The sequence below is a fragment of the Lentzea waywayandensis genome, assembly GCF_900115955.1.
GTDB classification, from domain to species: Bacteria; Actinomycetota; Actinomycetes; order Mycobacteriales; family Pseudonocardiaceae; genus Lentzea; species Lentzea waywayandensis.
Genome location: NZ_FOYL01000002.1, coordinates 764,693 through 778,829, shown reverse-complemented (window position 1 = coordinate 778,829; position 14,137 = coordinate 764,693). Strand labels below are relative to the sequence as shown.

Below are 14,137 nucleotides of genomic sequence, written 5' to 3'. Positions count from 1 at the left end.
GGTGAAGCGCGTTCTGGTCTGGCTCGTGAGCACGGCGACCGCCGTCGTCCTGCTGTTCGGGTACCGCACCTCGTTGTCCGGGCCGATGACGACGGCCACCCAGCCGCTCGCCGGGAGCGCCGGCACGTCGTCCGGTGGCGCGAACACGGTGACGGGCCCCGCCGTCGACACGCGCTGGGGCGCGGTCCAGGTGCAGATCACCCTGGACGGCGGCAAGATCACCGCCGTCACCGTGCCGCGGTACCCGGACGGCAACCGCAAGGACGAGCAGATCAACGCTCGCGCGCTGCCGATCCTCGTGCAGGAGACGTTGCAGGCGCAGAGCGCCGACATCGACACCGTCAGCGGGGCCACCGTCACCAGTGAGGGCTACGTCGAGTCGTTGCAGGCCGCCCTCGACCAGGCGGGCAGGTGATCTTCGTAGGCTGTGCGCGGGGGTAGGAATGGAACTTCTCACGCACGTGTCGGGCAGCGGGTACGAGCTCGACGACGCACAACTTGAAGCCATCACGAAGCTCGACGAGCTCGCAGGCAAGAGCAGAGGTGTCTACCTGCACGGGCCGGTCGGCCGGGGGAAGAGCTTCCTGGCGGACGCGCTGTTCGACGTGCTGCCGGAGCCCAAGAAGCGGGTGCACTTCCACGCGTTCTTCCAAGAGCTGCACCGGAGGATCTCCGAACGGCTGCACGAGCGCGGCGCCGTCGCCAGGGCGGTCCAGGAGCTGATCGGGCGGGCGAAGGTGCTGGCGTTCGACGAGCTGCACGTGCACGACGTCGGCGACGCCATGCTGATGACGCGGTTGTTGGAGGCGCTCCAAGCGCGCAACGTGATGATCATCGCCACCTCCAACTACCCTCCGGACGGCCTGCTGCCCAACCCGCTCTACCACGACCACTTCCTGCCCGGCATCGCGCTGATCAAGGAGCTGATGGACGCGGTGGAGCTCAACGGCGCCACCGACTACCGGCACCTGCACGCCAAGCCGCGGTCGCGGTTCGAGACCGGCGAGATCATCGTCAGAACCGAACTGCCCACCAACCCCGTGACTCTCGACGTCAACGGCCGCAGCATCACCGCGCTCGGCACCGAGAACACCAAGGTCTGGTTCGACTTCGGCGACCTGTGCGAGAAGCCCACCTCGACGCAGGACTACCTGGTGCTGGCCGAGGACTTCGACGAGTGGGTGATCACCGGCGTCCCCAGGCTGGAAATCTGCGGTCGCGAGGCCCGGCAACGGTTCGCGAACGTCGTGGACGTGTTGGTGGACAAGGACGTCAGGCTGACTCTGGTAAGTGATCACGCACTGAAGGACATCATCGGCGGCGAGGTGCTCGACCTCGCCCGCACCGCCAGCCGGCTGGAGCTGATCAACACGACCGGGTGAACAGTTGGGCCGCCTCCATCGCCGATAGGTAGCACAACCCCTGTCGTAGGAGCAGCAAGTGATGATGGTGCGCGCCCGCGTCGGCGAGCTCGTGGAGAGCAACCGGTTCCAGATGTTCATCGTCGGCGTGATCGTGATCAACGCGATCACCCTGGGAGCCGAGACGTCGACCGTCCTGCAAGCGAAGTTCGGTCCGGTGCTGACCACGATCGACCACCTGGCGCTGGCGATCTTCACGGCCGAGCTCGCGGCCCGGCTGTACGCGTTCGGCTGGAAGTTCTTCAAAGACCCCTGGAACGTCTTCGACTTCATCATCGTGGGCATCGCGCTGATTCCGGCCGCGGGGCCGCTGTCCGTGCTGCGCAGCCTCAGGATCCTGCGGGCGCTGCGGCTGGTGGCGATGGTGCCGAGCATGCGCCGGGTGGTCACGGCGCTGGTGCGGTCGATTCCCGGCCTGGTGTCGTTGTCCGGACTGCTGGTGCTGCTCGTCTACATCGGCGGCGTGATCGCGAGCAACCTGTTCGGCGACACCGGCGACCCGCGTTTCACCGGACTGGGCCCGACCCTGCTGACCCTGTTCCAGATCACGACGGGCGACGGCTGGTCGGACGTCATGCGCGACCTGATGGAGCAGAAGCCCTACGCGTGGATCTTCTTCCTGGTCTACCTGATGGTCGGCACGTTCACGATGCTCAACCTGTTCATCGCGGTCGTGTGCAGCGCGATGCAGGAGGAGGTGACGGTGCCCGCACCCCGTTCCGCGAGTCACGACGACCTGCTGCTGCAGGAGGTCCGCGCGCTCAGGGAAGAAGTGCGGGCGATGCGTCAGAACGCCTAGGAACAGCCAGGGATCCCGGTTTTGCTCGATCGGACAGTTCCCGGAGCAGCTCGCGGTTCTGAATCGTGTGAGTCGATCGGGCCGGTCGCGTCCCGGAGGCGTCGGACGAGGTCTCGCGGGCCTTGTGCCGGGATTTCTGCCAGGCGGCGTGGAATCCCGCCCCCTTCCGTCATCCGGTTGGTCGCAGAGAACCCACGAAAGTGCGGATACCGACCCTCTTGCGCGGGTTATGAGGCCTACCGGGACGCGGTGTCCGGCCCACCCGTTCGTGTCCGAACCAAGCCTGAACGGCGGATCGCTGGTTGGGCCATCAGCTGCAAAGGTCAGTTCCTGTTCGGCAGTGAGCGTTCCAACGAACAGGAGCCACCCAGACCATGGCGAGCCCCACTGTGAAGCCGGTTCTGCGCACCGACTACCAGCGTTCCGTCGCGGACTACTGGAACAGGGAGAAGGACCCGGTCAACATCAAGCTCGGTGAGGTGGACGGTCTCTACCACCACCACTACGGCCTCGGCCAGTACGACCCGGCGGTGCTGGAGGCCCCGCTCGCGGTGCGCGACCAGGCGATCATCGCCGAGATGCACCGGCTGGAGACCGCACAGGCCGAGGTGCTGCTGGACGCGTTCGGCGACGTTCCCGTGCGCGGCCACCTGATGGACGGCGGTTCCGGCCGCGGCGGCACGAGCTTCATGGCCAACGCCCGGTTCGGCGCCCTGGTCGACGGCGTCAGCATCTCCGAGCAGCAGGTGGCGTTCGCCAACGACCAGGCCGTGGAACGCGATGTCGCGGACCAGGTCCGCTTCCACTTCAAGAACATGCTCGACACCGGCTTCGAGACCGGCTCGTTCAACGGCATCTGGACCAACGAGACCACGATGTACGTGGACCTCCAGCAGCTGTACGGCGAGTTCGCGCGGCTGATCGCGCCCGGCGGCCGGTACGTCTGCATCACCGGCTGCTACAACGACCTGACGGGTGGCCGTTCGCGGGCGGTCAGCCAGATCGACCAGCACTACATCTGCAACATCCACCCGCGCAGCGAGTACTTCAGGGCGTTGGCGGACAACGGTTTCGTGCCGATCAGCGTGGTCGACCTGACACCGGAGACCATCCCGTACTGGGAGCTGCGCGCCAAGTCGTCGGTCGCGACCGGAGTCGAGGACCCGTTCCTCACCGCCTACAAGGAAGGGTCGTTCCACTACCTGTTGATCGTCGCGGACCGCATCTGATGAGGGATCTCCTCACCGGGCCGTCCGGGCTGGGCACTTCAGCTGCCCGGCTCGGGCGGCCCGAGGCCGTTGCCCTGCCAGCAGAACCCGGTTATGCCGAACGTCCGTGGGGCGACGGCACCGCGCCGCCGCTGTACGTGCCGGTGCTCGAACGTGAGGACGCCGTGCTGGCGGCCGCCGTCGACGAACGCCTGGTCGCGTGGGCTGGGGAGTGCGGTTTCGAGGAGCCGGAACGGTTCCTGGGCGGCATGTTCGGCCGGCTCGCCGTGCTGACCCACGTGGACACCGACGACGTCGACCAGTTGCTGATCGCGGCGAAGCTGAACGCGGCGTGGTGGGCGGCCGACGACCTGTACGCGGACAGCACCGAGATGGGCGCGATCCCGGCCGAACTACCGCCGCGCCTGGCACTGGCGATGGCCGCGATGGACCCGGTCGCCCCCGCGGCCGAGTTCACCGTCGAACTGGAGGAGACGCTCGCCGCCGACCCGGTGCTCGTCGGTCTGCGTTCGGGCATCGCGCACCTCACGTCCCGCAGCACAGCCACTGTGGTGCAACGGGTCTGCTACTCGACGTTCGCGATGTTCGTGTCGTGGGGCGCTTATGCGGCTTGGCGGCACACCGGCAACTACCCGCCCGCGTGGCAGTACCTCGCGACCCGTCAGCACGACACCTTCTACACGTCGATGACGCTGATCGACGCCGTCGGAGGCTACGAACTGCCCGCGCCGCTGTACTACGACCCGCGCGTGCGACAGCTGCTCACGGCCGCGGGCACGGCGGCGGTGATGGTGAACGACCTGGTGTCGGTGGAGAAGGACGCCGCCGACGAGCAACCGGTCTGCAACATGGTGCTGCAGATCGCCGCGGACCGGGAGTGCTCGATCGCCGAGGCCACCGCACGGACTGTGGAGCTGCACAACCAGCTTGTGCGCGACTTCGAGGCCGGGCACAGGGCGTTGCTCGCGGTGCCGTCGGTGGAGCTGCACCGGTTCCTGAAGGGCACCAAGGCCTGGATGGGCGGCGGCTTCGAATGGCACACCACGCATCCGCGTTACAGGTGAAGCGTCCGCCTGAGCCACGCCAGGCGCGTGGCTCGGGCGCGTCGCGACAGGGCGGCGTCCGGTGCGAGCTGGTCGAAGCCGTGGCAGCCGCCAGGCCACACGTGCAGCTCGGCGTCCCCGCCGGCCTGCCAGATCCGCGAGGCGTAGCCGACGGCCTCGTCGCGGAACACGTCCACCGAGCCGACGTCGACGTAGGTCGGTGGCAGGCCGGATAGGTCGGCGGCGCGAGCCGGAGCGGCGAACTGTGACACGTCCGGACCGCCCCGCGCGTCACCCAGCAACGCCGTCCAGCCGGTGATGTTCGACGAGCGGACCCAGATCGTGCCGTCGAGGAACTGGTGGCTGGACGGGGTCTCGCACCTGTCGTCGAGCATCGGGTAGATCAGCAGCTGACCGCGGATGGCCGGGCCGCCGTAGTCGCGGGCCATCAGCGTCACCGCCGCCGCCAGCCCGCCGCCCGCGGACGTGCCCGCGACGATCGGAGAGCCGAAACCGTTGCGCTCCATCCACGTCAGCGTCCGGTAGCAGTCCTGCACGGGTGCCGGATGCGGGTTCTCCGGCGCCAGCCGGTACTCGGGGGAGATCAGCGTGACGCCGAGCTCCGACACCCACTCCGCCAGTACGTGCAGGTCGGAGCGGCGGGTGCCCGCGACCATGCCGCCGCCGTGCACGTGCAGCACCGGCGGTCCCTCCGGAACCCCGGCAGGGCGCAGCACGAGCACGGGCACGCCGTCCGCGTCCTCCTCGGTGAACGTGACCGAACCGCCCCGAGACAGTTCGACGTCGGTGACGACCCGGTTGGCGGCCCGCCTCTCCGCGATCCCGTCCGCCGTCAGCGGTGGCCGGGAGAGGTCGATCGCCGCCGCGAGCTCCGGGTCGATCATCCCTTCACACCCGTGTGCGCGAGGCCCTCGATGAACTGCCGCTGCGCCAGCACGAACACGACCAGGATCGGCACCGCCGTCATCGTCGCGGCGGCCAGCTGCACGTTGAACATCGGACCGCCGTAGATGTCGACGAACTGGGTCAGCGCCTGCGGCAGCGTGAACATGTCCGGTGTGGACAGATACACGATCGGTTCCAGGTAGAGGTTCCACGAGTGCAGGAACGTGAAGATCGCGACCGCTCCCAGCGCGGGCCGGGAGAGCGGCAGCGCGATCCGGTAGAAGATCCCGGCCCGGCCCAGGCCGTCCATGCGGGCGGCCTCCTCCAGTTCCGGCGGCAGCGCGATGAAGAACTGGCGCATGATGAAGATCGCCAGCACGCACGGCGCCCCGAAGATCGGCACGATGATCAACGGCCAGTGCGTGTTCGTCAGCCCGAGCGACTGGAAGAGCTGGAACAGCGGGACGATCGTGACCTCGCTCGGGATGAGCAGGCCGGTCAGCACCACCACGAACAACGCGTTCTGGCCGGGGAACCGGATGCGCGCGAACGCGTAGCCGGCGAGCGCCGCGACGGCCATCGTGCCGACCGTGACGATCACCGCGATGTAGAGGCTGTTCCAGTACTGCTGCCCGAACGGCTGCATCCGGAACACCTGGGAGTACGTGGAGAACGTCCACTCCGACGGCAGCAGCGACTCGGAGAAGATCTCGCTGATCGGCTTCATCGACGAGGTGACCATCCACCACGTCGGGAACACGAACGGCACGCACAGGACGCACAACAACCCGTAGAGCGCGACGTTTCGCTTGGAGACCTTACGCCTCATGGAGCACCCACTTCCGGCGCATCCGCCACTGCACCAACGTCAGAGCGGCGACGATGACGAACAACAGCACCGAGATCGTCGCGCCGTAGCCGAAGTGGTGGAACTGGAACGCCTGCTGGTACAGGTAGTAGATCAACACGGTCGTGGACGTGCCGGGACCGCCCTGGGTGAGCACCGCGATCTGCGCGAACACCTGCAACGAACCGACGATCGTGATGATCGAGGTGAGCAGGATCGTCGGGCTGATCAACGGGATCGTGATGCTCCGGAACCGCCTCCACGCGCCCGCGCCGTCGATCTTCGCGGCCTCGTACAGCGGCGCCGGAACCCCTTGCAGCGCAGCGAGGAACAGCACCATGTTCAGGCCGACGTTCTTGATCACCTGCACGACGATCACCGACACCATCGCGGTGGACTCGCCCCGCAGCCAGTTCGGTCCGTCGACGCCGAGGACGCTCAGCAGTCCGTTCACGCTGCCGTCCGGCTGCAACATGAGCTGCCAGACCAGCGTCCACGCCACCAGCGAGACCAGCACGGGGGAGAAGAACAACGTCCGGAACAGCGTGGTGCCGCGCAGTTTCTGGTTGAGCAGCACCGCGAGCAACAGGGCCAGCGACAGGTTCAGCACCACCAGCCCGGCGGCGAACCAGGCCGTGGCGACGAGCGACTCGCGCAGCTTCTCGTCGGCGAGGAGCTGCTTGTAGTTCTCGCCGCCGATGAACTCGAACGTCCCGCCGAGCACGTTCCACTCGTTGAGGCTGTACCAGGCGACCAGCCCCAACGGGATGAGCACGAACGCGAGGCTGCCGAGCAGAGCAGGCGCGACGAACAGGTAGCCGACCAGGTTGTCGCGCCTGCGATACGTCCAGAACGTCACTTGCGCTCCAGCAACGGCTTGATCTTCGCGCACACGCCGTCGAGCACCTGGCCGACGTTCGCGTCCGGCTTCCACAACGGGTCGAGCGCCGCGCGGATCGTCTGGTTCAGCTCCTCCTGGCCCTGGTGGCTCGGCTTCACCACGCCCTTGTTGATGCCCTCGATCACGACCGACTGGAGCTGCTCCGGCCTGATCAGCGGGTTGCTCTTGGCGAGGGTCTCGGCGTTGAGCAACGACGCGCGCACCGGCGGGAAGAACTGGGCGAGCTTCGCCGAGTTGGCCTCGTTCGTGAGGAACCCGAGGAAGTCAGCGGCGGCGTCGGCGTTCTTCGACCGCTTCAGCACGCCGACGCCGGCCTGGCCGATCACCGCGTAGTCGCCCTTCGGACCCTGCGGCAGCGGCACGAGGGTCCAGGTGAACTTGGCGTCCTTCAACGCGCCCGCCCGCGAGATCTGGCTGACCGCCATGGAGGCGTCGCCCGCGAAGAAGTCCACGGTCGTGCCGGGGCCGGGGATCGCCTTGTCCGTGAAGATCGCCTTGTGGACGAACGTCATGGCGTCCTTCATCTCCTTGCTGGAGAAGCCGCACGACCGGCCGTCCTCGCTCCAGGCGTTCGCGCCCCAGCCGCGCCAGATCGCCGAGAGCACCGCCCAGTTCTGGTACTTGAAGTCCGGCAGCACCAGGCCCTTGCCGGACGCGGCGGCGGCCGCCATCGCCTGGTCCCACGTCCAGGTCTCCGGAACGTCCTTGACCAGGCTGGTGTTGACGAAGAGCCCGAACGGCGAGGTGGAGAACGGGTACGCGTACAGCTCGCCGTCCTTCTCCCAGAGCTTCGTCGCGGACGGCACGAGCTCGTCGGCCTTCTCGACCTTGCTCCTGATCGGCGCGAGCGCCCCGGAGGCGACGAAGTCCGGCGCCGACTCCTCCAGGATCCACGCCAGGTCCGGCGCGTTGCCGCCGGCGATCTGCGTGGTGAGCGTGGTGGTGTAGCCGTCGGCCGGGATCGAGTCGTACTTGATCTCGGTGACGTCCGGGTGCGAGGCCTTGTACTCGGTCGCGATGTCGTTGAGCAGCTTGAGATGGGCCTCGTTCGCGGTCCACACGGTCATGCGCAGCGACTTGGGGCCGGAAGCCGCCGATCCGCTGCAGGCCGTGAGGGCCAGCAGTGCTGTGCAGATGAGCGCTATGAGTCGGGACATCGTTGTCTCCCAGGACTAGGGGCTGTTTCTTGGGTCTCGTTCGATGAGAGTCGAGCCTGAGGTGGTTCCTGGCGTCCGTGCCCCCAGGGGCCGCCTCAGGCCCGGCTATCGCGAACACGGATCCGAGAAACAGCTAGTAGCCGGACACGTCCGGCCAGCGGAGCTCGACGCCGTCGCGTTCCAGCCGGTGCTGGAAGTCCGCGAGCAGGCCGGGGGTGTTGCGCACCGCGCGAGGGGTGACTCGGTGCGCCAGGCAGAAGTCCGCGAGCGCGCCCGCGACCTCGCCGACGTTCCACTCGACCGGGTGCAGCCGGTGGGAACCGTTGGTGATGTGGGTGGTGCCGATGTTCTTGCCCGCCGGGAGCAGGTTCTCGACGCGCTGGGGGATGAGCGCGCCGAGCGGGATCTCGAACGGGCAGCTGGCGACGTCGAGGTAGTTGTCGCCGCCGGTCGAGGGGTGCAGGTCGATGCGGTACATGCCGACACCCACGGCGTCGGCGTGCTGCACCGCGCCCTTGTCGCCGCGCACGGCGAGCGAGAGGTCCTGCTCGACGATCGTGTACTCGGTCCTCATCCGCCGTGACTCGCGGATGTACGGCGCCTGGGCCAGGCCGTCGGCGCTGCCGGTGACGTCGCCGCGCAGCCGCAGCCCGGGGAAGCCCGTGCCACCGTCCGCGCGTGGTGCCTCGGTCTGCAGCCAGTAGAGGACCGACTTCGAGAGCTCACGCGCCGCCGCGATGTGCTTGTCCGCGTCCGGCACGTCGATCACCGGCGACTCGAAGTAGTCGATCATCGGCCAGTTGACCAGGCAGATGTCGCTGTCGTAGGCGCCTTCGACGAAGTTGCGGCGGGCGGCGATGCGGCGGAACGTCCACAGGTTGCTGTCGCCGGCGCTGAGCCGCTGGTCGGAGAGGACGCTCAACGGGTCGTCGTCCGGGTTCGGGGTGAAGGTGCGCTCGGCGATGGTCAGCGTGCGCGGGTCGGGGGAGCGGAACGACAGCATGCGGTCGCCCCAGTAGTCCGGCTGGTACTCGCGCCAGAAGTCGTAGCGCGCGGGCTTGTCGATCGTGTGGTCGCCGTCGACGTGGTCGATCGCGAAGCACACCGACATCGCCTGCATGTTCGCCGGCTGCGCGGTCTCCGGCGCGCTGGGCTCGCCGGTGTCCAGAGTGGACTCGAAGCCCGTCACGTACTCGGTGCCGGACAACGGGAGCAGCTCGCCGGTCTCGGTCGCGTCGAGGACGTACGGCGCGGTCAGTTCGATCTGCTCGCCGTGGTGCTCGACGGTGACCGACACGATCCGGTCGCCGTCGGTGCGCGCGGAGATCGGCCTGGCGGGCTGGAGGACCGTGAGCCTGCCGCTGCCCCGGTACGGCGCCAGCATCTCGTCGATCACGGCGACGGCCACGCGGGGCTCGTGGCAGAGCCTGCTCACGTTGCCCGCGCCGGGGTTGAGCTCGCGCCACGCCCGTGCCCGCGGGGTGAGCGGGTAGTGACGGCGGTAGTAGTCGCGGATGCCGTCACGCAGCGCGCGATACGAAGCGGTGACGCCGAAGCGCTCGACCCAGCTGTGCTCGTCCGGCGGCACGGCCTGGCTGGTGAGCTGCCCGCCGAGCCACTCGAACTCCTCGGTCAGCACGACCCGGCGACCGGCGCGCAGCAGCGCGAGTGCGGCGGCGACCCCGCCCAGCCCGCCGCCCACGACGACGACATCTGTGTTGTGCGGCAACAGGTTCCTCCTGATCAACCCTGGGCCCTGCGTGGGCCCAGGGTGGTGCCTTCGACGAACTCGCAGGCCAGCAGCTCCTGCGGGGTGGTGCCGTGTTCGAGCACCTCGGTCAGTGCCTGCACCGCGCGGCGGCCCATCTCGCGCCGGGGGATGCGGAAGCCGGTGAGCCCGATGTCGTCCGGTGCGGGCCGGGTGGCCGCGCCGAGCGTCAGCACGGAGAGGTCGCCGGGGACCGACAGGCCGCGCTGGCGGGCGGCGAGCACGAGTGCGGCACCGTCGGAGACCTCCTCGGCGAGCACGGCCGTGATGCCCGCGTCGAGCAGCTGGCCGAGTCCGGCGAACTGCACGTGCGTGCCTTCGACACCATGTGCGGCAACGGCTTGCTTGAACCCGCGCAGCCGGTCGGCCGACGACTCCGCACCTGTTCCGGCTCCCACGTACGCGAACCTGCGATGACCCAGGGCTACCGAACGGTCCACGAGATCGCGCACCGCGGCGCGGTAGTCGGCGCCGATGTGGGGCACCGGCCCGCCCGCGTCGTCACGCCGGCCGATCGAGACGAACGGGATGGCCTCCGCCACGAGCTGCGCGAGGTCGTCGCGGTCGATGGAACGACCGAGCAGCACGCAGCCGTCGGCGAGGCGGATCCTGCTGTCGTCGCTGAAGATCCGCCGCTTGCCTTCGGTCGCCTTGGCGCTGGTGAACAGCAGCAGATCGCAGCCGGCCACCTCGGCCTGCTCCTCGATTCCTTCGAGGAACGGCTGGTAGAAGTCCGCGCGGGTGCTCGGGAACACCGCCTCGTAGGTGAAGACGCCGAGGATGCGGTTGCGTTGGTCGTGCAGCCGGCGCGCGATCGGGTTCGCGACGTAGCCCGTTCTGCGGATGACCTCCAGGACCCGTGCGCGGGTCTCCGGCGCGATGCGGACACCGCCGTCGGTCCGGTTGTTGAGCACCAGCGACACCGTGGCCTGGCTGACGCCTGCCATCCGCGCGATGTCCTGCTGGGTGAGCCGCTTGGCCATTGAGCACCTGCCAATTCGAATTGGCAGGGAGTCTGCGTCAGCACCCGTCCTGCCGTCAACCCTGTAATAATTCGAATTAGCATCTTGACGGGCCGCGCCTGGCCGCGCGAGTGTCCTCCGCCAAGGAGGTAGGCCCGTGAACGCATTCAGCCGACGCAGCCTGATCACCGGTGCCACCGCGATCGGACTGCTCGCCACCCTGCCCACGCCGGCGCACGCCTTGCCCGCGCCCCCACCCGTCACCCCGGACCGCCGCGCCTTCGCGCCCGACGAACAGCGGTTCGCGCAGTACCTGATGCTCGTCTCGCCGATGGTCACCGACATGAGCTCGAGCGGCTTCTTCGGCGGTGGCTGGTGGCGCAGCCCGAACGTCTCGTACAACGCCCGCGTCCAGGAGCACGTCTACACGCTGGCGTGGTTCGCGACGCAGTCCCGCTCGTGGAACCCGTACCGCGGCAACAGCCTGGTGCTCGCCGCGCTGGACGCCGGGCTCGGCCACTACCTCGGGCTCCAGCACGCCGACGGGTCGTGGCCGGAGTACTCGCCCGACCAGCACTCGCTGGCGGCGACCGGGTTCGCCATGGGCTATCTGAGCAAGACGAACGCGTTGCTCAAGCGCGCCGGAGTGCTGCCGTCCCGGCAGGCGCAGATCACCGCCGCGCTGCGCAGGGCCGTGACCTGGTTCCTCGACCCGTCGAACGGCACGGTCTGGCAGTCACCGCTCACCTGGGCCAACCAGACCACCTCCGGGCTCGCGGGCTCGGCGCTCGCGTTGAAGCAGGACCCCGATCCCGCGCTGCGACAGCGACTCACCGAGGCGTTCCGGCGGCTGACCACGGTCGGCCAGAGCCCCGCCGGGTTCTTCTACGAGGAGTCCGGCGCGGACACCAACTACAACTTCGAGGTCATGCTGCCCGAGCTGGCCGACGCCTGGCGGCAGTCCGGCGACCCGAACCTCGTCGCCATGACCCGCAAGTACACCGACTGGCTCGGCTACAACCTGCTGCGCGAACCGGACGGCTCCGGCTGGTTCGCGAACATCGCCACGAACTCGCGCACGTCCTCGAAGTTCTACGCCGACGTGCGGCCCGATCCCGAACGGACCGTGCTCAACGCCCAGTTCGTGGCGGAGGTACCGAACCTGGCCGCGTTCGTGTCCAGTCGCGAGGACATGGCGGCCGCACGGGCCGCGTGGGCGGCCTCGTCCGCCCCGGTGCCCGCGTTGACCAAGCCCGACACGTCACCGCGCATCCTGGCCCACGCGATCTATGGCGAGCGCTACCCGAGCCGTGCCGAGCGGACGGCGGCGATCGCACGGTTGCCGTACCAGCGCGCGCACTTCACCGAGCGGCGCAGCGATCAGGGACAGGACTTCCTGTTCGTGCGGCGTCCACGGTGGTACGTCGGCGGCTACTTCGGTGCCCGCCGCGCGACCTCGTTGGCGCGCACCGGGTTGACGTTCCTGTGGCACCCGGTGGCGGGCACGCTGGTGCAGTCGATGAACAACAACAACCACGCGTGCTGGGCCACCGTCTTCCCCGGCCAGGTGCCCGACTCGAACGGCCCGCAGCAGGCGGAGTTCCTCGGTGGTGAGCCGTACCGGTTCCGCTACCGCACGCCGTCCGGCTCGGTGGTGACCGAGGTGACGGTGGGCGACCGGATCGTCCGGTCGGTGCGCGCCCAGTCCGCCGCCACCGAGCAGATTCCTTTGGTCGTAAGGGATTCCGACACGGTGGCGCTCGACTCGCGCGGCCTCACGCTCACCCGCGGCCGGACCGTGATCCGGTTCGACTGGGCGCGGCCACTGGATCCGCAGCTGCGGCCGGCGTCCACGATCACCTATCCCGGCCGTCGCATGCAGATCCTCACCGTCCCGCACGACGGCACCCTCACCCTCACGATCACGGCGCGCTAGTCCACTGAGGATGGATTGTTTCACTCTTATGTCGCAACGCTGACAGGCTTGTTCGCGCAGCTCACGGGGTATTCGGTGATCCCGGACCCGCTGGCTCCGCAATCCGTGCGAAGGAGTGGTCTCGATGGCACACGTGCGTCATCTGGTCGACGTCCACACCGGAGACGAGTTCGACCAACCCGTCCCCTTCGGTCTGGTCTACCCGATCTGCACCGCGGACGGTTCGGCACCACCGAGCCAGCGCGGCCGCACGTGGGAACACCTGATCGCGTGCGATCGGGAGCTGCGGCAGGTTGTTTGAGCGGCCTCTCGCGCCGGGTATGAGTGCTCGGGGCGTCAAGCAGTCGGCGCGAGGTATCCGGCTGTGAAGGCAGGCGATGATCGTGACCACCGAACTAGACGAGACCTCGTTGCGGCAGCTGCGCGTGAACGCGGTGGAGAAGCTCGACAACGCCGTGTGCACCGCGCTCACCGACATCGAGGCGGAACGGGCCCGCGAGATCCTGAACGAGGCGCTGGACGGGTGCGCGGCGATCGACGCCGAGGTGCAGCCGCACGTTCTGGCGAGCGTCCAGGCCGCCGGCGAGCACCTCGGCCACGGCGAGCGGATGGAGGCGCGGACGTTGCTGACGGTCGCCCACCGCCTGCTCGCCCGGTTACCCGCGGTGATCATGCGCGATTCGTCGCCGGTGATCGCGGGTAACCGGCAGAGGTGGACATCAAGCACGAAGTGACCCAGACCGAGTCGTCCCTGCTGGCGAGCTACCCGGACTACCTCGACGCCCAGCGGCTCGTGGACCGGATGTCAGACGACGGCTTCCCGGTGGAGAGCGTGCGGATCATCGGTGACGGGGTCCGGACGGTCGAGCAGGTGACCGGGCGCATGACGCGAGGCCGTGCCGCGGTGGCGGGCGCGGCCAGCGGTGCCTGGTTCGGTGTGTTCATCGGCCTGCTCTTCGGCCTCTTCACCGCAGGCCAGACCTGGGCCTGGTTCGTGTTCATCAGCCTCGCGGTCGGCGCGTTCTGGGGCGCCGTCTTCGGGTTCGTGGCGCACTGGAGCACGCGCGGACGCCGTGACTTCGCGAGCGTCATGACCCTGCAGGCGCGGCGGTACGAGGTGCACGTCGACAAGGAGCAGGCGGCGCGGGCGGCGAAGTACGTGCTCTGA

Annotated in this window: 15 protein-coding genes; 9 read left to right on the top strand and 6 right to left on the bottom strand. The window is 68.6% G+C overall.

From position 1 onward, the window contains the following. The first annotated feature begins 1 nt into the window (after position 1). From BM417_RS08490 to BM417_RS08470, 5 genes are all read left to right on the top strand, one after another. A complete protein-coding gene (locus BM417_RS08490; protein ID WP_093589626.1) occupies positions 2 to 415 on the top strand; it encodes an FMN-binding protein in 414 nt (137 codons plus the stop codon). A 28-nt stretch (positions 416 to 443) separates the two neighbouring features. Then, complete coding sequence (gene zapE, locus BM417_RS08485; RefSeq protein WP_093589623.1) at positions 444 to 1,382, top strand: cell division protein ZapE; 939 nt, start codon at positions 444 to 446, stop codon at positions 1,380 to 1,382. Positions 1,383 to 1,443: 61 nt separating this feature from the next. Then, positions 1,444 to 2,220 carry an ion transporter gene (locus tag BM417_RS08480; protein WP_093589620.1) on the top strand — a complete coding sequence of 259 codons (777 nt, stop codon included), beginning with the start codon at positions 1,444 to 1,446 and terminating at the stop codon, positions 2,218 to 2,220. A 374-nt stretch (positions 2,221 to 2,594) separates the two neighbouring features. Next, complete coding sequence (locus BM417_RS08475; protein ID WP_093589617.1) at positions 2,595 to 3,449, top strand: geranyl diphosphate 2-C-methyltransferase; 855 nt, start codon at positions 2,595 to 2,597, stop codon at positions 3,447 to 3,449. Continuing rightward, the gene (locus tag BM417_RS08470; protein ID WP_093589614.1) at positions 3,449 to 4,513 is read left to right on the top strand and encodes a family 2 encapsulin nanocompartment cargo protein terpene cyclase; all 1,065 of its coding nucleotides are present in this window, start codon (positions 3,449 to 3,451) and stop codon (positions 4,511 to 4,513) included. Before BM417_RS08475 ends, BM417_RS08470 begins: the two co-directional genes overlap by 1 nt. On the opposite strand, the gene BM417_RS08465 is transcribed toward BM417_RS08470, so the two are convergent. From BM417_RS08465 to BM417_RS08440, 6 genes are all read right to left on the bottom strand, one after another. Then, a complete protein-coding gene (locus tag BM417_RS08465) occupies positions 4,504 to 5,397 on the bottom strand; it encodes an alpha/beta hydrolase (RefSeq protein ID WP_093589611.1) in 894 nt (297 codons plus the stop codon). The two genes, BM417_RS08470 and BM417_RS08465, sit on opposite strands and share 10 nt — an antisense overlap. Next, positions 5,394 to 6,227: a carbohydrate ABC transporter permease gene (locus BM417_RS08460; protein ID WP_093589608.1), complete on the bottom strand. Its 834-nt coding sequence runs from the start codon at positions 6,225 to 6,227 to the stop codon at positions 5,394 to 5,396. Before BM417_RS08460 ends, BM417_RS08465 begins: the two co-directional genes overlap by 4 nt. Then, complete coding sequence (locus BM417_RS08455; protein ID WP_245821779.1) at positions 6,217 to 7,104, bottom strand: carbohydrate ABC transporter permease; 888 nt, start codon at positions 7,102 to 7,104, stop codon at positions 6,217 to 6,219. The genes BM417_RS08460 and BM417_RS08455 overlap by 11 nt, the downstream gene beginning before the upstream one ends. Then, positions 7,101 to 8,303 carry an ABC transporter substrate-binding protein gene (locus tag BM417_RS08450; RefSeq protein ID WP_093589602.1) on the bottom strand — a complete coding sequence of 401 codons (1,203 nt, stop codon included), beginning with the start codon at positions 8,301 to 8,303 and terminating at the stop codon, positions 7,101 to 7,103. Before BM417_RS08450 ends, BM417_RS08455 begins: the two co-directional genes overlap by 4 nt. 133 nt (positions 8,304 to 8,436) lie before the next feature. Continuing rightward, positions 8,437 to 10,032 carry an FAD-dependent oxidoreductase gene (locus BM417_RS08445; RefSeq protein WP_245821778.1) on the bottom strand — a complete coding sequence of 532 codons (1,596 nt, stop codon included), beginning with the start codon at positions 10,030 to 10,032 and terminating at the stop codon, positions 8,437 to 8,439. A gap of 14 nt (positions 10,033 to 10,046) precedes the next feature. Then, complete coding sequence (locus BM417_RS08440) at positions 10,047 to 11,054, bottom strand: LacI family DNA-binding transcriptional regulator (protein ID WP_093589599.1); 1,008 nt, start codon at positions 11,052 to 11,054, stop codon at positions 10,047 to 10,049. A 136-nt stretch (positions 11,055 to 11,190) separates the two neighbouring features. Between BM417_RS08440 and BM417_RS08435 the strand changes: the two genes are divergently transcribed. The 4 genes from BM417_RS08435 (at position 11,191) to BM417_RS08420 (ending at position 14,137) form a co-directional block, all read left to right on the top strand. Further along, positions 11,191 to 12,969 (top strand): hypothetical protein, encoded by a 1,779-nt coding sequence (locus tag BM417_RS08435; protein ID WP_093589596.1) that lies wholly within the window; start codon positions 11,191 to 11,193, stop codon positions 12,967 to 12,969. 124 nt (positions 12,970 to 13,093) lie between these two features. Continuing rightward, entirely contained in the window at positions 13,094 to 13,270 is a 177-nt protein-coding gene (locus BM417_RS47655) for a hypothetical protein (protein WP_177320336.1), read from the top strand. Between the two features lie 82 nt (positions 13,271 to 13,352). Beyond that, the gene (locus tag BM417_RS08425) at positions 13,353 to 13,703 is read left to right on the top strand and encodes a hypothetical protein (RefSeq protein WP_143138559.1); all 351 of its coding nucleotides are present in this window, start codon (positions 13,353 to 13,355) and stop codon (positions 13,701 to 13,703) included. Continuing rightward, complete coding sequence (locus tag BM417_RS08420) at positions 13,700 to 14,137, top strand: general stress protein (RefSeq protein WP_245821777.1); 438 nt, start codon at positions 13,700 to 13,702, stop codon at positions 14,135 to 14,137. Before BM417_RS08425 ends, BM417_RS08420 begins: the two co-directional genes overlap by 4 nt.